The sequence below is a fragment of the Endozoicomonas sp. SESOKO2 genome, assembly GCF_024606245.1.
Taxonomy (GTDB): domain Bacteria; phylum Pseudomonadota; class Gammaproteobacteria; order Pseudomonadales; family Endozoicomonadaceae; genus Endozoicomonas_A.
The window spans coordinates 1-21,404 of sequence record NZ_JAHHPQ010000109.1; the positions used below are offsets into that span (position 1 = coordinate 1).

Annotated in this window: 14 protein-coding genes and 1 pseudogene; 7 read left to right on the forward strand and 8 right to left on the reverse strand. The window is 46.5% G+C overall.

Translation table 11 applies throughout. The features are described from left to right. A partial coding sequence (locus KDK17_RS02780) for a hypothetical protein (protein WP_257287295.1) occupies positions 1-1,550 on the reverse strand: 1,550 nt, incomplete at its 3' end. A gap of 389 nt (positions 1,551-1,939) precedes the next feature. Between KDK17_RS02780 and KDK17_RS02785 the strand changes: the two genes are divergently transcribed. Together KDK17_RS02785 and KDK17_RS02790 are read left to right on the forward strand one after the other, a co-directional pair. After that, positions 1,940-4,342: a hypothetical protein gene (locus KDK17_RS02785; RefSeq protein WP_257287296.1), complete on the forward strand. Its 2,403-nt coding sequence runs from the start codon at positions 1,940-1,942 to the stop codon at positions 4,340-4,342. 347 nt (positions 4,343-4,689) lie between these two features. Beyond that, positions 4,690-8,763: a hypothetical protein gene (locus KDK17_RS02790; RefSeq protein WP_257287297.1), complete on the forward strand. Its 4,074-nt coding sequence runs from the start codon at positions 4,690-4,692 to the stop codon at positions 8,761-8,763. Between the two features lie 134 nt (positions 8,764-8,897). On the opposite strand, the pseudogene KDK17_RS02795 reads toward KDK17_RS02790, so the two are convergent. Next, positions 8,898-9,059 (reverse strand): annotated as a pseudogene (locus KDK17_RS02795) (IS630 family transposase); the annotation flags it as partial. Positions 9,060-9,331: 272 nt separating this feature from the next. Here KDK17_RS02795 and KDK17_RS02800 point away from each other — a divergent pair. Both KDK17_RS02800 and KDK17_RS02805 read left to right on the forward strand, forming a co-directional pair. After that, positions 9,332-9,625, forward strand: coding sequence for a type II toxin-antitoxin system RelE/ParE family toxin (locus KDK17_RS02800; protein ID WP_257281239.1), 294 nt, complete (start codon positions 9,332-9,334; stop codon positions 9,623-9,625). Between the two features lie 4 nt (positions 9,626-9,629). Beyond that, positions 9,630-9,944: a HigA family addiction module antitoxin gene (locus KDK17_RS02805; protein WP_257253663.1), complete on the forward strand. Its 315-nt coding sequence runs from the start codon at positions 9,630-9,632 to the stop codon at positions 9,942-9,944. Positions 9,945-9,956: 12 nt separating this feature from the next. Here the strand turns inward: KDK17_RS02805 and parE are convergent, their stop codons facing one another. The 3 genes from parE to focA form a co-directional block, all read right to left on the reverse strand. Next, complete coding sequence (gene parE, locus KDK17_RS02810; RefSeq protein ID WP_257281238.1) at positions 9,957-11,846, reverse strand: DNA topoisomerase IV subunit B; 1,890 nt, start codon at positions 11,844-11,846, stop codon at positions 9,957-9,959. Between the two features lie 193 nt (positions 11,847-12,039). Next, entirely contained in the window at positions 12,040-13,419 is a 1,380-nt protein-coding gene (locus KDK17_RS02815) for an MFS transporter (RefSeq protein ID WP_257281237.1), read from the reverse strand. Positions 13,420-13,682: 263 nt separating this feature from the next. Continuing rightward, entirely contained in the window at positions 13,683-14,540 is an 858-nt protein-coding gene (gene focA, locus KDK17_RS02820; RefSeq protein ID WP_257281236.1) for a formate transporter FocA, read from the reverse strand. Between the two features lie 255 nt (positions 14,541-14,795). Here focA and KDK17_RS02825 point away from each other — a divergent pair, with 255 nt between their 5' ends. Beyond that, positions 14,796-15,326, forward strand: coding sequence for a hypothetical protein (locus KDK17_RS02825; protein WP_257287298.1), 531 nt, complete (start codon positions 14,796-14,798; stop codon positions 15,324-15,326). Between the two features lie 104 nt (positions 15,327-15,430). Here KDK17_RS02825 and KDK17_RS02830 read toward each other — a convergent pair whose 3' ends face one another. Together KDK17_RS02830 and KDK17_RS02835 are read right to left on the reverse strand one after the other, a co-directional pair. Next, the gene (locus KDK17_RS02830) at positions 15,431-16,930 is read right to left on the reverse strand and encodes a S41 family peptidase (protein WP_257281234.1); all 1,500 of its coding nucleotides are present in this window, start codon (positions 16,928-16,930) and stop codon (positions 15,431-15,433) included. A gap of 294 nt (positions 16,931-17,224) precedes the next feature. Continuing rightward, positions 17,225-18,373 (reverse strand): murein hydrolase activator EnvC, encoded by a 1,149-nt coding sequence (locus KDK17_RS02835; RefSeq protein ID WP_257287299.1) that lies wholly within the window; start codon positions 18,371-18,373, stop codon positions 17,225-17,227. Positions 18,374-18,586: 213 nt separating this feature from the next. Here KDK17_RS02835 and KDK17_RS02840 point away from each other — a divergent pair, with 213 nt between their 5' ends. Then, positions 18,587-19,615, forward strand: a complete 1,029-nt coding sequence (locus KDK17_RS02840) for an MBL fold metallo-hydrolase (RefSeq protein ID WP_257287300.1) — start codon at positions 18,587-18,589, stop codon at positions 19,613-19,615. A gap of 45 nt (positions 19,616-19,660) precedes the next feature. On the opposite strand, the gene KDK17_RS02845 is transcribed toward KDK17_RS02840, so the two are convergent. Further along, positions 19,661-21,112: a hypothetical protein gene (locus KDK17_RS02845; RefSeq protein ID WP_257287301.1), complete on the reverse strand. Its 1,452-nt coding sequence runs from the start codon at positions 21,110-21,112 to the stop codon at positions 19,661-19,663. Between the two features lie 70 nt (positions 21,113-21,182). Between KDK17_RS02845 and KDK17_RS02850 the strand changes: the two genes are divergently transcribed. After that, positions 21,183-21,371, forward strand: a complete 189-nt coding sequence (locus KDK17_RS02850) for a hypothetical protein (protein WP_257287302.1) — start codon at positions 21,183-21,185, stop codon at positions 21,369-21,371. The last annotated feature ends 33 nt before the right edge of the window (positions 21,372-21,404 follow it).

Genomic DNA, 21,404 nt, shown 5'->3' on the forward strand with positions numbered 1-21,404 from the left:
TCAAATAGCTGACTGAGGCTGGTCTGTTCATTGACCTGAATCACCAAAGGTGCTTCGAGATCATTGATCCAATGACTGGCCTGGGCTTGTTGCTGATACGTGATGGTCTTAAAGGCGGTCTGATCGCTCATTGAGTGCTCATCGTGTTCTGTCAATCCCAGTGCTTTTGGCTGCCGTTTTGAATGAGCCATCTGAAGTTGGGGCTCCAGGCCAGTGGTCTCGCGTATCGTCTGCAGTGAACCCAGCAAACGAAACCAGAGTGCCTCTGTAAGGGGAGAAGTGACGGTGACGACACCACCTGCCCGAACCTGTTCCAACAGAGAGTTGTTGGGAACTGCATAGCCCTCCGGGGCAATGGCAATCGGGTTCAGCCATTCGGCAATATTACTCTGGTTGATGATGATCGGGTTTCGTGGTGCGTTACCAGAGTGAGAAATGCTCCGGAAGAGTGAATGAAGCTCGTTCTTCCCTACCGGCATTTGATAAAACTGAACATCGTCGGGTAACTGACAGATCTTGCCATTACTCTCAAAACACTTTTGAACCAGCATCTGCCGAATCGTCTGTTCAAAGGCCAGATCCTGCCAGTTAGCTCCTTTCAGAATGACCCTCTGACCGGCTCTCAACGACTCAAGCCTGCCGGGAATATGCCGGATTCGCCCTTGTTTATCCACTCCGGGGCCACCCAGTAGCAAATGTCGCCAATTACTATGCCAGTGACAATCAATAAGAACAGTATCACTTTCATCCATAGCACTTTCCGTAGCACTTTCGGTGCTGGGGAATTCAGCCAATACAGGAGGGACTTTGTTGAAGTCCATCGCTTGGTCATTGCCAGTCTGTGGGTCGAACTGCCAGGTATTTCCCGGCCGATTAATTCTCCGCCAGAAATCAGCACCGGGAGCAACGGCTCCCGGAGCGACGGCTCCCGGGGAGTCTTCAGTTTGGCCAACCGATGCCAATTGTTTAGGGTCTGCCACGACCAGCAGAGAAACATGCTCGGCCAGGGGGCGTTTCTTCTGGCTGACTTTGTCGTACAGACAGGGGGTAGCCGGGTCCAGCAGATCGTTAAATTTGGGCAGATCCTCGCTGGTGAGCTTGCGGATATCGATCACCAGGGTTAATGGCTGTGGACTTTCAAACAGCTTGCCCGCTAGCAGAGTGTGGCGACCATCGTCAGCAATGTTCAACCGGCTCACCAGATTAGCCTGTGAGAGGTCATCGGGGTGGGAGATAAGTGTGACATCACGATTTTCGTCGATGGTCTGGGTCACTAGCAGCTGTCGAACCTCATCATCGCTGGCGACAAAACGAAAATCGAAGGAATTAGAGGTCTTACGGAACGAGGTATCTGTTGGGGATACGGTTCTCGCTTTGTCGGGAAAGGTAATCTGAGGAAACGATCTATTGAATTCGGTAGTGACATCAGAGCAGATGTCTACCTTTGACAATGAATCCAGCTTTGCTCTCTTCCTCGCTGGCACGTTATTATTTAGCTGTCCACTATCAAGAACGCGTTTGCTTTTTTCCACACCAATATGACCATCCATAGTCAATCTCTCTCCTTACATTCGAAAAACTGCATTAAAACTGCTTGATCGTTTGACCTTAAAATCAGGTTGAAGTTCCTTTTAGACATAGGTTGCTAGGGGGCTAGTTGGTTAGTTAGATACTTATTGCCGAAAGAGTATTTCTCAGTACGCTTGATTAATAGCTAATCCATTACTACTTTTGGAGGCAGTTAATTGAATAATTAAAGAATGCTGTGAATAACTTTTAGTACTGTAATGTGTACAAAAGTACCACTTATTAATAATTGGAGTGTTCAATTGTAGGTCTTGAGCATGCTCTTTAACAGACATAGCGACAGGGATTACTGAAGAGGCATTATACGAATTATTAAATTTTAAAAAATGACTAAAAATGGAACTTTCTTACTATGAAATTATTGATGTTTTTTTGCTGCTTGTTTCTGAATGCTTCGCACGTGCTAGCTTTTGGCTCACTTTCTCATGATAATCATCATAAAGTCTTAACTCCGGCGCTTAATGGGAAGTCTTTTTCTCAAATGGTTCCTATTGAAAAAAATAGTGCTGATAAAATGTTAGTTGATGCTTTTAAGGAAAAAGAAATAGCGATTTTTAAAGGCTGGAAAGACCCCTTTCTTGAAAGTAGAACAAACAAAGTGACAAAAGAGTTCCAGGAACTCGATTACAAAAAGAATACAGGTGTGTCTAAAAAAGAAAAGGATAATTTCTACCAGCCAGGCCATGAAAAAAATGAGGATGACAATAGCGCATCTGTCTTGAATGTTTTTTTACCTTTATTACTCGATACTGCTAACAATGTTTTTTTGAAAGTTGATACAAGTGACATACACGGAATTATCAGCCTCGGTAATTCAAAAAAAGAGGGAACAGCGAGTGAAAGAGGTGATCGGGTACCTGAACAAAATAGTGAACAGGCCAGGGGGCAAAACCAACAGGCATCATCGCGGGTGAAATCTGGAAAGCGCAAGAGAGATAAGGATGCAGAGCTTAACTTTGATGTATCGGACTTGTCACCTCAGGAGGCAGCCGGGCATTTTTTAGATACTGTTAATACACTGGCCAGGGAGCATGATTTATCCATCGAAAGAGTCATCGGACATAAGAAGTGGAAGAAAAAAGGTTTTTTGCGTATTTATACTGATTACGCCACTACCAAAAATAATGTTAAACAAATATTTGTAGATTTTATATTATTCACGGAAGGATTGTTAAGAGATCAGAAATTTATTTATAGTGACGAGGCAGATAAGTATCGTTCTGGCCAAACAATTAGTAAAGAACGAGTCGAAATAATAGATTCAGTATTGTCAGAGATATTTGCTCATCGACAAATTGAGGTGTCAAATAGATATGATAAAAATTATTATCTTGGAGAGTTATTGTCCGATTACCTTTATGAGAACTTCAAGGGCTATGACGATAGCAGGGACTATCGATTAGTTGGGCATAAGACATTTCAATTCTTTGAAAGGATTCTTTTTGGAGATGGCTATTTTTCAGAATATGATCAGTTTATGAGATTTATCGATCGCTACAAGAAAGAACTGTTTGATGAGATAAGAAAGAATACTGTTGAATGTAATGAGTGCAAGAATGCCATTATTGCTGCCCTGAGAATTAATGATGAACTTAGAATGACTTTTAATAAAGAAGTCATGGCATCGAAATTTGAAAGACGCTGGTTAGATGCTCTTCATGATATGTTTGAAGAAAAGCCAGATGCAGCTGGACAGAGTATTCCACTTAACAACTCTATTGATCTCAAATTTGGTGAAGAGTTGGAATATGATTTGATTTCTAAAGCTGAACAATGGGGTGGGCCAAGTTACTATTATCTTGAGATAGTAAGAGCTCATATGGAAAGATTAGGAGCAAATGAGGCAAGCTGTGATTCTGGAAGCTTTACTTTTGATGGACACTTCTATGTGACTCCTTTTTTAGATTATAGGAAATGGCTTGAGTTTAATTGTACGCCTTACCATGATGGTGACGCCGATGCGAACAATGCTTTAGAAAAAGTTTTTGAATTGGTTGACTCAATGATTAAAGATGAACTCATAGATCATGCTTCTGGCCACAAACATGTTGATGCGCTCTCTGCTACGCACGGTAACCCCGCTGTTCTTCTGGAATTACAGAGGGAGATTGAGAGCAATTCTTATCTACTCAGGGCATTCGGTAATAATGATCGAATTGTTAAGGATAATGAAAGTCAATGGTATAAATTGTTTTCTGATTATTCTGATATGAGAGAGTTAGCCATTGAACGGATAAATTGGATGATTGCCACGTATAACGAAAAGTTGGCTGCTTTCAATTATGAAGTCGTGAATGGCGATTGGCTAACGGACTCAGAAAAATTGGATAAGCTTAAACAGTTTGCAAAAATATATAGTCATTTTGTGCAAATGGCCCCTTTGCAACAGATGTTCGGTGAAGCGGGTAATATGATGTTAGAAAAATATATGGCTATATCTTTGATGCATATTCCGGGATCCGAGGTGATCGATCCTTATGCCACAATAGAGTTTCGCTTTTTCCGTTGTCCTGAAAATATGCAGGAATTGAAACTGATTAATCAGTTTTTACAAGCCTGGTTCGAATATATCCATGACCGTCGAATGCGAAATGAGCCGATTGAGGTTGTACCTCATGGCGTCAAAGCCAGTGAAGATTATACTGCTGAAGAAGTTGTTCATCATACTATTCAATACTTGCAGAAACTGGGACTGAACCCCGATGACTATCAGAGCTTCCTGAATAAAGTATCAAAAGGATTTAGCAAACTTTGAACACAGCAGGGGCTGCTGCTTCACCTGTGTTGTAGAGGCAGGATCATTTTTTCTTATATCAGATGCAGCTTCCCCTAACCCCGTTGTTTATTACGTGCAGGGAGCACAAAGCTCCTTTTACGCAGATCACGGATGGGCAAAGGCACTTCAGGAGGCTCTCTAAGAAAAGGGTAACCAAAAGGAACCCGAAGCTTGCTCGCCAGCTTCTGAGCCAGGGCATAAATGGACCGATTTTTGCCCTGCTCCCACTCAGCAGCTTTTCGGGCTTCTGTTTTAGCTTTCCCGCCAGATCCGCAGGAGCCATCCCGATACGTTCTCGCGCCCAGTGGACAATCTACAGATTGATCATGGCTTCGTTCATTATTGGCGTCTATCGTGTAATGTTCGGAATGGTATCATTGTCGGAACCGCACCAGAGCCATCTTAAGTACTATAGCCTCCCAGTATCTATATTAGGTATCTTTGAATGGGTCATGGGGTGGAAGTTGTTGAGTATAAAAACGGGTATACCTTTCTTATGGTTGGCCTGGCTATTTCTGGCCGTATTCTGTGCGTGTTCTACTGATTTGTCCGGCGATACCATTCCAGATAGCTCATCTTATTGTCCACAATTGTCTGTTCCCGGTGTCTCTGTCAGTTTTCCGTTAAACCTTGAAGATGTGGGGGCAGCGGCAGTTGTGCAGCTGGCAGTATCGTCTGCAATCGTGATATCAGCGTTAGTTTGTCAGGGTTCTGCCGCGTCGTGTAGTCCGGTTATCTATCCTGTTATGCAGGTTTACGGTATTTCGGCTGGTCTGCTGAACCGTTTTCTCTTGATTGATGCCTTACGGCAATGGGCTTCGTGGCTTGTATTTTCCGGTTCGCAGTGGAACCCCGTGAGAATACCCGATTCTGCCACTGCTGAGGCTGGAACCTTCAATCCGGTGCTTGGCTACCTGACTCTGGCAGAAGCTGATCCAAACTATCGGATACAGCAAGATGATTTTGCCAGCCTGCACAGTCTTGTGGCCTATGTTACTGAGCTTAATAAGCAGCTCGCACCCGGTCAGTCGGTCGTGAAAAGTCGTGATGGAAAAGCGGAACTGCAGGTTGTGCAACAGGATTCAACTACAACTGTATTCTCGGTCATTCTGCCAAACAGTGACAACACAACCAGCACTTACCAGGTGGGGAGTAATCGAGGCATTTTCTGGATAAAAAAAATCAATGACATTAACGTTGAGCGTTATCAACAGGTTGTCTGGAGCGAACCGAAAGAAGGCAGTACCACTACTTGTTTAACTGTCCAGCTTATTGCTCCAGAGAAAGCAAATGAGTCTGGGTTGCAAATTGCATTGACGGTGCCATCCTGGCTGACTCATCGGCTCCTGGCAGCCAGCTCTGCAAAGACCACAGCCGGGTTCAGCCGGTTGTTTCTGAATTGGTATTGGTCTGCTTATATCATGTCTGAACCGATGAAGGCTTTGATGCTCCGGCCATATCAAGAATTGGGCTTGCAAGGACTGACTCCTGTGGTTCCTGCCTGCTACTCTGACAATCAGCATTGTTTTGGTTGGATGACCATGCAAGCTTTCTCTGCTGGTCCTGTTCCACAGTCGTATATATTGGGTCCAGCTGCGGAGGAAAACAGGTTTTCCAGCAGCGGAGAAAGCTTCACTCTCAACAAAAGTGACGAAAGGGAGCCAGAGGGTTCCGGGGAGGATGAGGGCGAGGGGGCAGAAGGTGAAAAAGATAAGGACAAAGGTGCAGGCTCCCCATTTTCTGAAAAGTCCGGTTTGTCCCCTGTCGCATCAGCAGAGAGTCTACTGTGGCAGGCAACAAAGCAGTTTTTTTTAAACAGTGGATTGAGTGTGGGGCAGTCACCCGAAGCCGCTCTTCAGGATGCCTACGACTTAATGCGCAAGCTAAGCCATGCAGGCATGCTGCAGGTTTTGCCTGTTGAAGATCGTCAGCCGACGGAAGACTGGGCAATGGTTGTGAGTAACCGTCTTGCTCGTTATATCAATCACTCCATGAGCCCTGCAGGTGATACAGATCCACCTGCTTTTTCTGATCACTGTCGCAGCAGTGATGATGAGTACATTGTGCCCATGACGCAAGTTATGTTTAATCGTGTCGTTGATAGCTCTGATAAATATGGTCAGTTTGCTCAGACTATTATTAATTTGCGCGATGGCCTCAAGGATATTATCGAAGCCTTTTGTGTAGAGAAAAAAACGGGTAGCTGCCTGTATGGAGGAGAGTCTGTAAGAGCGTACATAACCAAACACGGGTTTGGACATCAGCTTAAATTCAAGGATAACGAGCCTGTGACGAATGATATTGATGTTCTGATGGCGTACGACAAAGTAGATGATTTAAAACAGTGGCTGGATACAAAACTGGATGGTTTTAAAGTATCAGAACCCCGCCAAAAAATGTTGTTTTCTTTCCCCGGGCAGGGGCCTGATCCTGAAGCCTATAACCTGTTTGTGTTTGATTTTACGGTTGAAGGCGGGTCAATAAACGCCTACCTCCCAAGCCTGGATGTCGCTATGGCGCTTACCGGGTCACAGGCCACTTTCCAGTCCGAGGAACTGGTTATTTATGAGAGCATCGTCAGGGGGCTAAACGGTGATGCGGCTAAGCGCGATACCTCTATTCGGAAGCAGGGCAAACATTGGCATCGTGCCCTCTATTTGAAAACGGTTTTCTCAAAGAATTATTTCTTCAGCATGCTTTTAGACGACATAGATCGGCGGTCAGGTGAATTACCATTACAGCCAAATCACAGAAGTACTCATTTCAAGTCAGCCAGGATTGAAGTGATGAAGGAGCGCATTGATGAACTGACCCGTGAATTAAATAATAAGGAACAAGAGTTAATGCTTTCGAAACAAAAAGTTTTGGATGCTTTAAAAGCTAATGAAATCAGCCTTGCCAAAAAGGAAGAGCAACGAAACCAATTTTTTCATGAATTTGAGAAAAAGCTGTCGAGGAAAGATAAAGAGATAGCTGACAGGCGGTCTGCTAATAAGAGAATGGGTGAAAAAATTGCGTCATTAAATAAGCTGGCTAAAAGCTATGAGGAAAAAAATGTAAGTCTTGATAAGGAACTAAAAAGTCTGGAGCAACAACTAAAAAAAATAAAGCAAGATCAAGCCCAAGATAAGAGTGAGGAAATTGATGGGTATAAAGAGAAAATTAGTCAGCTTGATCTTGAAGTACTCGATATTAAACGAAAATTGGAAGTATCAAATACCAAGTATACCGATTTGCAGGCAGATAATGAATGGCTTCAAAATGAAGTTTCAGAATATAAAAAACGGCATAAAAAACTCCTTGGAGACTATAATGAAGCCTCGAAAAATTTAAAAAAGTCGATTGAGGCTTTTAGCCACCGATTAGATGAAAATGATCAGTTAACCGGGAAAAAAACCAAGCGTAAAGCTAAATTAAAAGGCTCAGGAGGGTATGTGAATGAAGCGACTGGAAGGTTATTTTACAGAGGTTTTGTAGTAGGCATTGCAACTTATATAGGCTATAACCTACGAGGTATTCCTATGCAGGAATCCGCTAGTGATGGCATAGGGAGTCTTTGCCTTGATTTAGATGATTACACAGGACTAAATAGGGATATACTGAAGACAATGTGCGGTTTTGATAAAAGTTATAGAGTTGTTGATTATCAGATTTACTCGTTCATTCGTAAAAAATTAGCTCTTAATTTTATGAATAAAGAGACTTTTTTCGAGAACCAATGGGCACAAAAAATAAAGAAGGGAAGCAAGTTCTTATTAGCACATGCCAGACACTATCAGCTAAGTCAAATGACAAAAAAGCAACTGTTGCAGGTTGTCGGTGGCATCAGAGCTGGCAAGAAATCGGTCGGCGATAAACTTTCATTGAATGAAACCATCACTGGTGTCGTTGATTATTGTGGCTTGATGCCTGATATAAAATGGCAGTACGACTGTGGTCGTAAGGCAGTTCAAAGAATGCTTTCGAAGCAACTTGAGAATGAGTATTATGTTGTTGTCAATGGAAGAAGAGATATCAAGCTTGAAAATCCAGACCGGGTTATCAATTTCCTTCCTGTCTGGGACATAACTTCAGACCAACTGGGCTGGTACGATGTTTGGCCCTATCGTCTTGACAAAGAAGGATATACCATTCTGGGCAATTCAAATTCAAAACAAGATACCACATTGGTACTGCCAAAATGCCCAGGTGAACTCTATAAAGATATTCAGTTAAAAGTATTCACTGATTTTAAGTGGCACATCAAGGGTTTCATATGTTCTATGCCAACTGAAATAAAAGCGAAACATGATTCAGTCTATTGGTGGAATCATGATTACCCGGAGGCACATCGCAGTACAGCTGGGTCTAAGGATGAAAAGGGGCTGTACCATGGAGCGTGGAAAGATCCTGACAAGTAGTTACTCAAGGGGCTGTTGAGGTTTTAAGATAGGCTCAACAGCGCTGTTTTTTTATGAATGTCATCGTCAAGATTGGCAACACTTGTTGGAAACACCATAAGCTGGTGAGAAAACGATCCCAACTCATTGATTTTTGGCGTAAAGTGCATATGAAAACGAGGATGTTTTTCCAGCCACTCTCGCTTCTTCGGGTGTTTGTAAGTCGCATAGTTGTCGCAAATCAGGTGCAGCTCTTTGTCTTTTGCCGTTTCCCTATTTATCTGTTTAAGAAACTTCAGCCATTCCACATGAGTATGACGCTGCTGGCACTGACCGATGACAGCACCATCAAGCACATGCAAAGAGAGTGGTTCAGATCACCCAACCCCAAAATTTTACTCCGTGTAGATTTTTGTCCCGTAGTTCAATTGTTCAACAATGAGATCATCGGCAGTTCTCATGCCCATATAGCCTTCTGGGATTCTTGACCTGAAGATGGGCTTGATTGAGCACAACGCACTTGACGCACAATCATATTGTGCATATGTTTACCTTTAATGCACAACAATATTATGCGTAAAGGGCATGTATGTCTGTTGAGTTCAGAGATAAGTGGCTAGAGTCCTTTTATGAAGATGACAGGCAGGACAAACGGATACCAAAAAAGCTTGAATCAGTGCTATTCAGGAAAATACAAATCCTGGATGGAGCTTGCAAAGAATCGGATTTAAGGATACCGCCGGGAAACCGGTTTGAACATTTGACCAACAACCTCAGCGAATGGTGTTCAATCCGGGTCAACAGGCAATACCGCCTGGTATTCAAATGGATAGATGGCGTGGCTGTAGACACACATCTTGATCCACACACTTACAAGGGATAAGACTATGAGGGCAACCAAGAGAAGACCTGTATCCGTAGGCGACATGCTGAGGATGGAATTCATGGAGCCGATGGAACTGAAGATTATTGATCTGGCTGAAGCCATGGGCGTCCACAGAAATACTGTCAGTAATATTCTGAATGACAGAACGGTGCTGACAGCACCACTGGCCATCAAACTGGCGGCGGCTTTAGGTAATACTCCCGAGTTCTGGCTTAATATCCAGCATGCATGCGACTTATGGGATACCAGGACCCGGTATAACGAGGAGTCGAAGGCTGTGAGACCTGTCACAGCGTTCAAAAGACAAACAGCTTGATAAGAGCCACACTCAGGAAATCTCCACCAAATCCCCTTTAGCCTCAAGCCAGCTCTTGCGATCGCCAGCCCGCTTTTTAGCCAGCAGCATGTCCATCTCTTCACGGGTCAGTTCAAAGTCTTCCAGTGTCAACTGAACCAAACGACGAGTGTCGGCAGACATGGTGGTTTCACGAAGCTGTAACGGGTTCATTTCTCCCAGACCCTTGAAGCGCTGAACGTTGACTTTGCCCCGTTTCTTTTCGGCCTTGATTCGTTCCAGTACACCTTCTTTTTCTGCTTCATCGAGGGCGTAGTAAACGTCTTTGGCGACATCGATTCGATAAAGAGGTGGCATGGCTACGTAGATATGTCCTTGTTCTACCAGAGCTTTGAAGTGTTGTACGAACAGTGCACAGAGCAGAGTGGCAATGTGCAGACCGTCAGAGTCGGCGTCCGCCAGGATGCAGATTTTTCCGTAGCGCAGTCCGTCGAGTTTGTCTGAACCAGGGTCAACGCCCAGGGCGACAGAAATATCATGAATTTCACGAGAGGCCAGTACTTCGCTGGAATCCACTTCCCAAGTGTTCAGGATTTTACCGCGTAGCGGCAGAATCGCCTGATATTCACGATCCCGTGCCTGTTTTGCAGAGCCCCCTGCAGAATCGCCTTCGACCAGGAATAACTCGGTGTAGTTCAAATCCTGACTTGAGCAGTCTGCCAGCTTTCCGGGCAGGGCAGGTCCCTGAGTGACTTTTTTACGGGCTACTTTTTTGGATTTGCGCATCCGCTTCTGGGCGTTGTTGATACACAGCTCTGCCAGCAGCTCGCCCTCTGCATGGTGCTGGTTAAGCCAGAGACTGAAGGCATCTTTGGCCACGCCGGAAACAAACGAAGCGCATTCTCTTGAAGACAGGCGTTCTTTGGTTTGACCTGAAAACTGTGGGTCTGCCAGTTTGGCAGAGAGAACGTAAGAGCAATTTTCCCAGATATCGTCCGGGCTCAACTTAACGCTTTTGGGTAAAAGGTTACGGAATTCGCAGAATTCGCGAATCGCTTCCAGCAAGCCGGTTCTTAAACCATTGACGTGTGTTCCGCCAAGGGGGGTTGGAATTAGGTTGACGTAGCTTTCTGTCAGCAATTCACCGCCTTCAGGAAGCCATTGAACTGCCCAGTCTGCCGCTTCTTTTTCACCTTGCAGTGAACCTGTGAAAGGTTCCTGCGGCAGGGTTTCATAGCCTTGGGTCGAACCTTTCAGGTAGTCGGTCAGGCCATCTTCGTAGTACCACTCCTCGGTATCACCGGTGTGGTGATCAACAAACTCGATGTTGAGGCCGGGGCAGAGTACGGCTTTAGCGCGCAGTACATGCCTGAGCTTGGAAACCGAGAATTTGGCTGAATCAAAGTAGCTGGCATCGGGCCAGAAACGAACCATTGTGCCGGTATTGCGACGGCCACAGGTGTCGATCTCGTGCAGATCCTGATCTTTGTAGCCATCCTTGAATGTGATCAGGGATACTTTTGCATCTCTGCGAACGGTGACTTCAAGGCGAGTCGATAATGCGTTGACAACCGAGACACCCACTCCGTGAAGACCACCTGAGAACTGGTAGTTCTTATTGGAGAATTTACCACCTGCGTGCAGCCGGGTCAGGATCAGTTCTATGCCGGTTATTCCGTGTTCCGGATGAATATCCGTAGGCATACCCCGACCATCATCAATGACTTCCAATGAGTTGTCTTTGTGCAGGATAACCTTGATTTTACTGGCAAAGCCGGCCAACGCTTCGTCGACACTGTTGTCGATGATTTCCTGAGCCAAGTGGTTGGGCCGGGTCGTGTCTGTGTACATGCCCGGACGTTTGCGAACCGGGTCCAGGCCACTGAGTACCTCAATGGCTTCCGCTGTATAGTCGTTACGCATGAAATCCTTGTTGGGTCTGATTGCGCGTTAACTCATTAGTGTACCTAAAGCCTTGGCGTTAGTCAGTGTTGAGAGTGCTTAATATTGTTATGGGTATTTGTTCTGAGGATTTCAGTGAGGGAAGACCTTTTTTACCGTGAAAAATTTTTCATCTGAGGGTAACGAAAAATTGTTTCAGTCGCTCATGGCTGATTTATTTTGATGGAAGGCTTATGGGTTGTGGTGTCGTCGTGCTGAACTCGATGGTTGGGTCAGGGTGCCTGTTTTCCCAAAGCCAGAGGAGTAAGAGTAATAGCAGAGCCAGCAAGCTGGCACCGGCTAACAGTTGGAAGCAGGCATCCCAACCATAGAGGTCAAGCACTTTTCCCAGTAGCAGGTTGGCGGAAGTGGCTCCGAAAATATACCCAAAGAGTCCACAGAAACCGGCTGCAGTGGCTGCAAAGGGGAGAGGCACGAGATCAATGATATGAACGTGTACCAGCATGACAGGGCCGTAGATTAAAAATCCGGTCGAAATCAGTGAGAGTACGGCATAAGAGGTGTCACCCGGTGGTGAGTTCCAGTAGGCAATGACTGAAATGAGTACCAGTGCCATAAAGAGAGCATTCATGGGAGCACGCTTGCCTTTGAAATGCTTATCGCTCATATAGCCACAAATAAGGGTTCCGGGTATAGCAGCATACTCAAAAGCAAAAAAAGCCCAGCTCGAAGCATTGAAACTAAAGCCCTTGGTTTCTGTCAGGTAGACCGGAGCCCAGTCAATGACACCATAGCGAATGAAATAAGTGCAGGCGTTAACAATGGCCAGAATCCAGAGCGGGGGCATTGTCAGGCAATGCTGGCCGAAGAGTTGGAGCGTTCGGATAAAAGACGTTTTGTGCTGTTCTATCTCCAGCTCCTCCGACAACTCCGGAGAAGGCGGTGGTAAATGACACTGAGAAGGTCTGTCCCTCAGGAGCAGGTGCCCCATCATAGCAATGACGATGGCTATAAAGGCTGGAAAGTAGAGCTTGCTTTGCCAGGTGCCAAAAAGAGTGACTGCCAGGATGGCAATGGGCCCCAGCAGGCCGCAGCCTACATTATGCGACAAATTCCATATGCTCATGGCCGTGCCACGCTCTTGCCTGACGAACCAGTGGGCAATCAGTTTGGCACTGCACGGCCATCCTGAACCCTGTATAAAGCCATTGAGGGCCAGGGTCATCACTATCATAATCAGTGGGAACTGGAGCACCGGTGAAAAGCCAAGAAACAGAGAGAGCAGTGCTGAGCCCAGAAGGCACAGGGGCATTAGCTTACGGACATCAATCCGGTCTGCCAGGTAACCCATGAGCAGATTGCTGATCCCATAACTGAGAGCCAGTGCTGATAGAGCCACTCCGAGTTCAGATTTGCTATAGCCCTCTGAAATCAGGTCGGGCATGACCATGACAAAGTTTTTCCGAACCAGATAATAGGCCGAATAAGAAAGAAAAGCCCCGATCAGAATTTGCAATCTTAATTTTGAATAACGTTCGTGTTGTTTTTTGGAATAACCATCAGGGACAACAGAGCATTTTAAAAAAGATCTCATGAACACTTCCATGAATTGCTATGAAAAGGTGGAACGCGCTAGGAGAGAAGGGACTGTAAAAACGCAACTATCAGTGTTTTCATGGTAAAAAAGTCTTTTACCAGCAGAGGAGACGAAAGATCATCTTTGTCGTTCATCTGTTCAGTCTCTGAGTCAACTTAGGAAATAATGTAGCACCATTCAGAAAAAATGCCGGTCGAGTTACCGCCTTATTGTGGTTGATCAGGGAGGCTGCTTCCATGCAGCCACATTTGAATGACGGGTCAGTCACGCTCACGAAGGTGAACAAACCAATAGCTCAAACCCACCATGACACCACCACCCATGATGTTACCGATGGTGGCGGGAATGATGTTCATGACAATCATGTTGAAGATCGTGATATTGCTGAAATAATCAGCACTATAGCCTGTGGCTGCCCAGAATTCGGGCGAAGCAGTATTTTTGATCAGCCAGCCCATGGGGAGCAGGAACATGTTGGCAATGGAGTGCTCAAATCCGGCTGCCAGGAAGCAGGCAACAGGTAACATGCAAGCAAGCATTTTTCCGGCTGCAGAACGTGCGCTCAGGGTCATCCAATAAGTGAGACAGACGACAAGATTGCAGAGGATACCCAGCAGCATGGCCTGAATAAAATTATGGCCCATTTTGGCATTGGCAACATACATGTAGTTGATACCCACTTCACCCTGAGCGCCTTGGTATTGGCTCACTCCCATCAGCATGGCGACCATGAAAAAGGCACCGGTCATGTTACCGAAGTAGACAAGCGTCCAGTTCCTGGTGATTTGAGCAATGTTGAGGCGACGAGTGGCACGACCCATCAGCAACAGGGTGTTACTGGTAAAAAGCTCGGCTCCACAGAGTACGACCATCATCAGGCCCATACTGAAAGTCAATCCTCCGACCAGTTTTGCCATACCATAAGGCAGGCCCTCAGCCCCAGTGGTAACGATGGTATAAAACATGCCTGCCAGAGAGATAAAAATACCGGCCAGAACGGCCAGTACAAAGGTCACCTCAGGGTGTTTTTTGGTTTTACCCACAGCAGCATCTTCTGCCATACGGGCAATCTCAGAAGGAGGTACGCAGCCAGATTGTGGGGTGTTGTCGGTTTGCATATCAGGATCCGGGAGGGAACAAACTAAAGGGTCATGAGCGATTGAAACTATTTCTCATCACACTTGTTGATGAGGGCGATGAGAATTTTTTCATGAAGAGAAGATAGTTTATCAATAACGGCGTCAGATGATCAGACGGAAAATTCGTGAACTCATTTCAGGATTCACTCGTTGAATGGTTGACTTGCTTCGGCTTTTCCGGAGACGATAGGGGGAAGATCCCTGTTCCGAATCATGACTCCCGGAGAAAGGATAATGAACGGCGGTCCTTCAATTTTTGCAGTCTGTATGATGCTTTCCATAAATACTCTGGCAGATGATTCCGGCATTATTCCGGCAGAATCGGGCGGTGAGGTTGTCAGTGCCCAACAGGAAGCAAGCAGCCCTGCCTTTGGTCTTCGCGCTTATACGATGGTTAGCGATGATTTTTCCGCCCCCGATACCCATAGCTCTGCGACAAAAAATGGTTTGGTGATTGATTATTACCCCTTTGAGAGCGGCTTCAGGGTATCTGCAGGGGCTTTTTCGGGGGACTCGAAGAAACTGGGTAAGGCCTATTTCTCTGGTGAAGGGCAGCGAGCCTATGTCGGTGTTGGTTGGAAAAAGCTTCTTGATGATGCCAAACGGGTTGATCTCAGTGTCGACGTTGGTACTTTTCTGGACACAGGGCCTGAGGTGGCTGAGAGTACTGTTTTAGAGTCCACAGCCAGCACTCTGTTGCAACGCACCAAGTTTGACAGTAAAGAGCAGCCTGTCATAAGTCTGGGGATTGAATTCAGGTTCTGAAATGCGTTGAATCTATATAGCTATATATTTTGTTGGCTCATTTTTGAGGGCGCAAAAAAACCGTCTGGATGGCTCCAGACGGTTTTTTTGTATTCTTATGAATCTTAAAGAGTTGTTGCTGTCTTCATAGCCTCTTCAGGTTCTTTGGCTATCGCGGAGGGCTTTTTCTCATTCCGGATAGCATTGATGTGGATACCTTTAAGAACATTCAGAGCCTGACTTAACTGATAATCCTGCTCGGCCAGTGAACGAGATTCCTCCTTCTGCTTGCCTTTCTGCTGCATGCCTTTTTCTTGTTTGCTCTTTTCTTGTTTGCCTTTTTTTGCCTGTTTATTGCCGTTGGTGAGGTGACCCTGTAAGTCCGCTTCCTTGTAATCGGATACGTCTTCTTCAGGTGTCACTTTAGCTCTTGGTACAAAAATGTCAGGTTTGATACCCTCGGCCTGTATTGATCGGCCACTGGGAGTGTAGTATAGGGCCGTGGTGAGTTTCAGACCTTTCTCATCATTATTGCTCAGGGGCATTACCGTTTGAACGGAGCCTTTGCCAAAAGATTCGGTACCGACAAGAACGGCTCTGCTATGGTCCTGCAGGGCGCCAGCGACGATTTCAGAAGCCGAAGCCGAACCACCATTGATCAGCACTACCAGAGGAATACCTTCGGAAGGGTCATCTTTGTTGGCTTTAAAGCTCAGCTGTGGGTTGGGAGCACGTCCTTTGGTGTAGACGATCAGTCCGTCTTTGATAAAGGCGTCTACAACCCCCACTGCTGCCTGAAGAACTCCACCGGGGTTGTTTCGAAGATCAAGTACCAGCCCTTTTAGCTTCCCGTTCTGAGACTTTTTGAGTTTGTTGAGGTGTTCAACCACTTCCTTATCGGACTCAGTCTGGAACTGGCTCATGCGAATGTATCCGTAGCCGTCCTCCAGAATCCAGGATTTGACACTCTGCACCTTGATAATGTCGCGCTTGACGATCAGAGTGATGGGCTTGGGAGCTCCTTCACGAACAATCGTCAGCTTGATGGGCTCTCCGGGCTTGCCTCGCATTTTATCCACAGACTCCATCAGAGTCATACCCTTTACAGAAGTGTCATCCAGCTTGATGATCAGGTCGCCAGCCAGAACGCCAGCTTTCTGGGCAGGAGTGTCATCAATGGGTGCGATGACTTTGATAAAACCGTTTTCCATACCGACTTCGATACCCAGTCCACCAAACTTGCCGGAGGTATTGATTTCAAGTTCTTTGAAGGCGTCTGGCTTGAGGTAGGCGGAGTGTGGGTCCAGACCCGAGAGCATACCCTGGATGGCATTATCCAGAAGCGTTTTGTCATCTACCTCTTCAACATAGGTAGTTTTGATCAGTTGCATGACCTCGGTGAAGGTGCGCAACTCCTCCAGCGGTAGTGTACCTTTCTTCTCTTCTTTTGCCGGTTTAGCATCGGTTATTGGCCTGGCAGGCTCAACAGCTGCCGGGGCAGGCTTCTCTTCCTGATTAACCGGTGCCGACCAGCCTTGCAGGGCAACCCCGGATGCCAGGGCCAACACAGCGGCTTTTATCCATTGTGGCATTGGCTGTCGGGAAGTAGAAAAGGATTTTGTCATGAATTCTCCCTGCACATTTATGATGAAAATGCCGCTATTGCTGATTTTGCGACAATCTCCGTGGTTTGGGTGGCCCGGCACTCCGGTGGTCCGGCACTCCGGTGGCCCGGCACCCGGGTTATCCGGTATTGAAGTATAGGCAGCTTTATTTAACAGACTGCGCTGTTGTTTTGTCTGTCACCACTTCAGGTTTCGGCGGAAAAATAGGGGATAAGAAAACCTGATGCCTTCTGTTTTATCGGTTCACCCGATCGTTTCTGCAATCTTTTATCGGACGATGTTTTACGATCTCTCTTAAGATTTTGATAACCATGGAACCGGGTTCTGGGGCTTACCGTTGTGTCGGATTTCCAGATAGACCCCGGGCTCGTTCTGTCCTCCGGATTGACCGCTGAGTGCCAGCTCTTCTCCGGCCAGAACAGAATCACCTTCTTTCTTAAGTAACCATTGGTTGTGTGCGTAAAGTGACAGGTAGTTATTGCCATGGTCGACAATGATGAGTTGACCGTAACCTCTCAGCCAGTTAGAAAAAATGACAGTCCCGTCATGGATGGCGTTGACTTTGGTTCCGGCTTTTACCGAGATAAGAACCCCCTGCCAGCGAATTCGGGTATCTGGCCGCTGCTGGTTGAAACCATACACAACCCGACCCTTGACCGGCCAGGGCAGTTTTCCCTTGGACTGTTGGATGGGGGAACTGGCTGGTTTTCTGGCGGCGAGCCGGGCCAATACCGCTTGCAGCTGTTGCTTTTGTTGATTGAGGGCGTCCAGTTCCCGGTCATTGCTGTTGAATTGACGGTTGATTGTAGAGATTAATTGTTTCCGGTCACTTCTGGATTTAATCAAACGGTCCTGTTTTTGGGTAAGGTCCGCTTGCTGCCCTTCGAGTCTGTCATTCAGAGCCTGCTGTTGTTGCCTGTTGTCTTCTATATCGACCAGCGTTTTCTCAAAGGCTTCGATAGCTTCCAGCTGAGCTTTCTGGAGATGCCTCAGGTAGGTCAGGTGTCTGGATACTGCTTCCGGATCTTCCTGATTCAAGAGTAACTTCAGCCGGTTATCCCGGCTGGCAAGATAAACGGATCGCACACTGTTGGCGATGCGACTCTTTTCGTTATTTTTCTGCGCCGTCAGCGCCTGCTGACGGCTTTGAAGCTTTTTTACGTCGGCTTTTCCCTGTTCAAGCGCTTGTTCTATTTTACGAATAGAGTTTTGCAGCTGGCTCATTTCTGTTTCGGTGGATTGCAAATGCCTCTCGGCAGATGAGCGTTCTTTGTTGAGCTTCTCCAGCAGTTTTCTCAGATGTTCAATGTCTACGTTGATCGCCTCCAGCTGAGCTTGGGGAGTTTCTTGTTCCACGGATTCTGCGTGGGCCGTTTTGCTGTTCATAAAATTGAACAGAGTCAGGGTTACGGCGAACATCAGGGTTGCAGCCGTGATTCTCATACTCAAGCGCCATTGATTTTTTTGATGGAGGTTCCAGTATGCCTTGAATAATCAGGCTTTCACATACCTAAATGGCATTAAGTACCTGATGGAGACTTATATTCAGGTCGCATCCGATTTATTTTCCGTTCCCTGTAACGTGTTATGCTGTTTTAAAAGCAGAAAAACAGCAGAACCCTTTGGGGGAAAACTGTGCAGGTAAACGACAACTTTATGAAATTTACTTTTCTGGGAACCTCGGCAGGTTCTCCTACCGCAGACAGAAATGTGACCGCAATGGCTCTGGCTCTGGATGAAAGTCGAGACTGGTATTTGGTCGATTGTGGTGAAGGAACTCAGCAGCGACTGTTGGCGAAGAGCCCTCAGCAGATGGAGAGCCCTCAGCGGATGGAGAGCCATCGGGGAACCAGAAACCGTTACACGCTGTCCGGCCTGGCAGGTATTTTCATTACTCATGTTCATGGTGACCATATCTTTGGACTGCCAGGCTTGATCACCAGTGCCAGCATGCAAGGCAGGAAAGACCCTTTAACGATTTGTGCACCGGAAGGCGTAGAGAGTTTTGTCAGGCACTCTCTCAAGTGTGCTGCCGTTTGTAATATGCCTTTTGAGCTGAATTTTATTCGCAGTGATCAAGCGGACTTTCACTTTCAGGATCAGCACTTTAAAGTGACTTCCCATGAACTGTCCCATCGCGTTCCCAGCTATGCCTATCGCTTTGCGGAGCGGCCTGTTACGCAATCAATGGATCAAGACAAACTGGAAGCGTTGAACGTGCCAAGGGGGCCCCTTTGGGGTGAGTTGCAGAGTGGCAATAGTGTCACCTTACCAGATGGTAGTATTGTTCATCCTCAAGATGTCAGACAGCCGCTCCGGTCAGGCAGGGTGGCGATTATTGGTGGTGATAATGACCAGCCTGATCTCCTGATAGATGCCATGAAAGGTGTTGATGTTTTAGTGCATGAAGCCACTTTTACGGAGCCTGTTCTGGAAAAAGTCGGACCCCAATATATGCACAGTACAGCCAGAATGGTGGGTGAGGCGGCTGAAAAAGGTGGAGTGAGTCATGTCATCCTCACTCACATTAGTGGCCGTTATCGAAAACAGTCGTCTGACTTTGCCTTATCGGTTGAGGCGCTCAGAAGCGAAGCTCAATCGGTTTTCAGAGGGCAGGTTGAGCTGGCTGAAGATTTCGGTTGCTGGGCTCTGGACAGGGATAGAAAACTGACTCGAATGGAATAATGCTGGAGAAATGCATGGACATGGCACCTCTCCTGCTCAGTGAGCTCAGTGATTAGCCTGACGGAGTGAGTCGATCGCCTTCAGAGCTCCAGTCACTAGCAATTGATCAGTCTGCACTTTGTTAATGATAGAGTAGGTTAACCCCCACTCTTGCAGGTGCTTTCTGAACAAGGCATTGATAAAATCAATCCCGTTGATTTCGGCGTACTCCCCCAGAAAGTAAACATGGGGCGGATTGGATTTTCCCTTTTTCGCAGCTTTGGCAATCAGGCCAGCGGCACGTTTTTGTATCTCGTCCAGAGTGGGTTGCATGGTGGCTTGCATGTGGCCAATATACCAATCTTTGAGAATTGCCGGTGCCTGATATGAATCCTGCAGTCTGAGTAACAAGATTCTATGGCCCAGCTGGTTTGTTCTCTTGCCTTGGGCGTAGCGGTTAACGAACTCTTGGTCCGAGGTTGTTGGATCGATGTGTTTCTTCAGATAAATGAGGGCAGCGAGCTTTCCTGCCTCAAGTTTCACTTCTGCCAGACAGGACTTTGCATCGGCAAGGCAAGAAGATGCGTCTGAAGCAAGCTCCTTATACTCATGGTCAGACATATATTTTTCCGATCGTGCAAGCGTTACGTCACATCTCTCTATGATGTCTGTGCAATTTGTTTCGAAAAGGGTAAAAAACTGTTCACTGGCGGAGGCTCCGATGCTGTAAACGCTACCACTGGGAAGCTTCTTAACGGGTCTCGGTTGGACGGGGGTAACAGGGGGGATAATGCCAGGGATGTTAATACCGGGAAGTCTCTTGTCATCACCATAAGGCATTTTCATATCAACGGTTTTTAACTCGCCCTGTTCCATAGAACACACCAGATCGTAGGTGGTTTTAAGCACAAACAGCTCATCTTCTGCTTGCATCAATTTCATCGCTTCCCCGATCAGGACGGTATCCCGGGTAGTCAGTATTTCAGCCAAAGTTATCCCGCCCTGTTGAAAGGTTTCTTTTATGGCTGTTTCTGCCTGTTTCTGAATGTCGATAACATCCTGTGGGGCATAGTAAGTGTAAAGTTTATCGCCTTCTTTGGCCCTGGTGGCATCAAAGCCAGCTGCTGCATAGAGGAATGAAGCGGATGTTTTTGCTGGATCTATACCCCTTTGGGCCAGTATCAGCTTCTGCTCTTCAAGCATTTCCCGGGACATTTTTCTGGCTACAGCCGCAGTGTTTCGGGAGGGGTCATAATCGTCGCTCTTCATGGCTGTGTGGGTTCTTTTGGAAGCAATGTTCCCAACATGGTCCAGATAAGCTTCGTCGATGCTCATGTCCCGCCTGATCGAGGCCAGAAGCACTCCGGGCTTATCATTGCCCGGACGAAGAACCAGATACATCTCTGCTCGGGAGTTGAGGCTCCAGAGTACATAAACCAGCTCTTCCTGAGCCTGAAGGATGGCACTGAAGCTTATCGAAGACAGGACCACAAACAGGAGAACTGCTTTTCTGAACATCACGGTTCGCTCTTGACTGCTGATAAGGACAGTAATCTTAGACTGGACTTTCAGTGTGTGGGTTCCTTTTTTGTCAATAAGTCTGTTTTATCAACAGCATAAAGCTACTTTTACGGAGCCTGTTCTGGAAAAAGTTGGACCTCAATTTATGCATAGTACAGCCAGAATGGTGGGTGAGGCGGCTGAAAAAGGTGGAGTGTGTCATGTCATCGTCACTCACATCAGTGGCTGTTATCGAGAACAGTCGCCTGTGGAATAATGCCGGAGAGCTGCATGGACATGGCACCTCTCC

What these genes read in the sequence shown, in the direction of transcription:
- KDK17_RS02785 (WP_257287296.1), top strand. Translation starts at nt 1,940, where the DNA reads ATGAAATTATTGATGTTTTTTTGCTGCTTGTTTCTGAATGCTTCGCAC.
- KDK17_RS02790 (WP_257287297.1), top strand. Translation starts at nt 4,690, where the DNA reads ATGGCTTCGTTCATTATTGGCGTCTATCGTGTAATGTTCGGAATGGTA.
- KDK17_RS02800 (WP_257281239.1), top strand. Translation starts at nt 9,332, where the DNA reads ATGTCTGTTGAGTTCAGAGATAAGTGGCTAGAGTCCTTTTATGAAGAT.
- KDK17_RS02805 (WP_257253663.1), top strand. Translation starts at nt 9,630, where the DNA reads ATGAGGGCAACCAAGAGAAGACCTGTATCCGTAGGCGACATGCTGAGG.
- parE (WP_257281238.1), bottom strand. Translation starts at nt 11,846, where the DNA reads ATGCGTAACGACTATACAGCGGAAGCCATTGAGGTACTCAGTGGCCTG.
- KDK17_RS02815 (WP_257281237.1), bottom strand. Translation starts at nt 13,419, where the DNA reads ATGAGATCTTTTTTAAAATGCTCTGTTGTCCCTGATGGTTATTCCAAA.
- focA (WP_257281236.1), bottom strand. Translation starts at nt 14,540, where the DNA reads ATGCAAACCGACAACACCCCACAATCTGGCTGCGTACCTCCTTCTGAG.
- KDK17_RS02825 (WP_257287298.1), top strand. Translation starts at nt 14,796, where the DNA reads ATGAACGGCGGTCCTTCAATTTTTGCAGTCTGTATGATGCTTTCCATA.
- KDK17_RS02830 (WP_257281234.1), bottom strand. Translation starts at nt 16,930, where the DNA reads ATGACAAAATCCTTTTCTACTTCCCGACAGCCAATGCCACAATGGATA.
- KDK17_RS02835 (WP_257287299.1), bottom strand. Translation starts at nt 18,373, where the DNA reads ATGAGAATCACGGCTGCAACCCTGATGTTCGCCGTAACCCTGACTCTG.
- KDK17_RS02840 (WP_257287300.1), top strand. Translation starts at nt 18,587, where the DNA reads ATGAAATTTACTTTTCTGGGAACCTCGGCAGGTTCTCCTACCGCAGAC.
- KDK17_RS02845 (WP_257287301.1), bottom strand. Translation starts at nt 21,112, where the DNA reads ATGTTCAGAAAAGCAGTTCTCCTGTTTGTGGTCCTGTCTTCGATAAGC.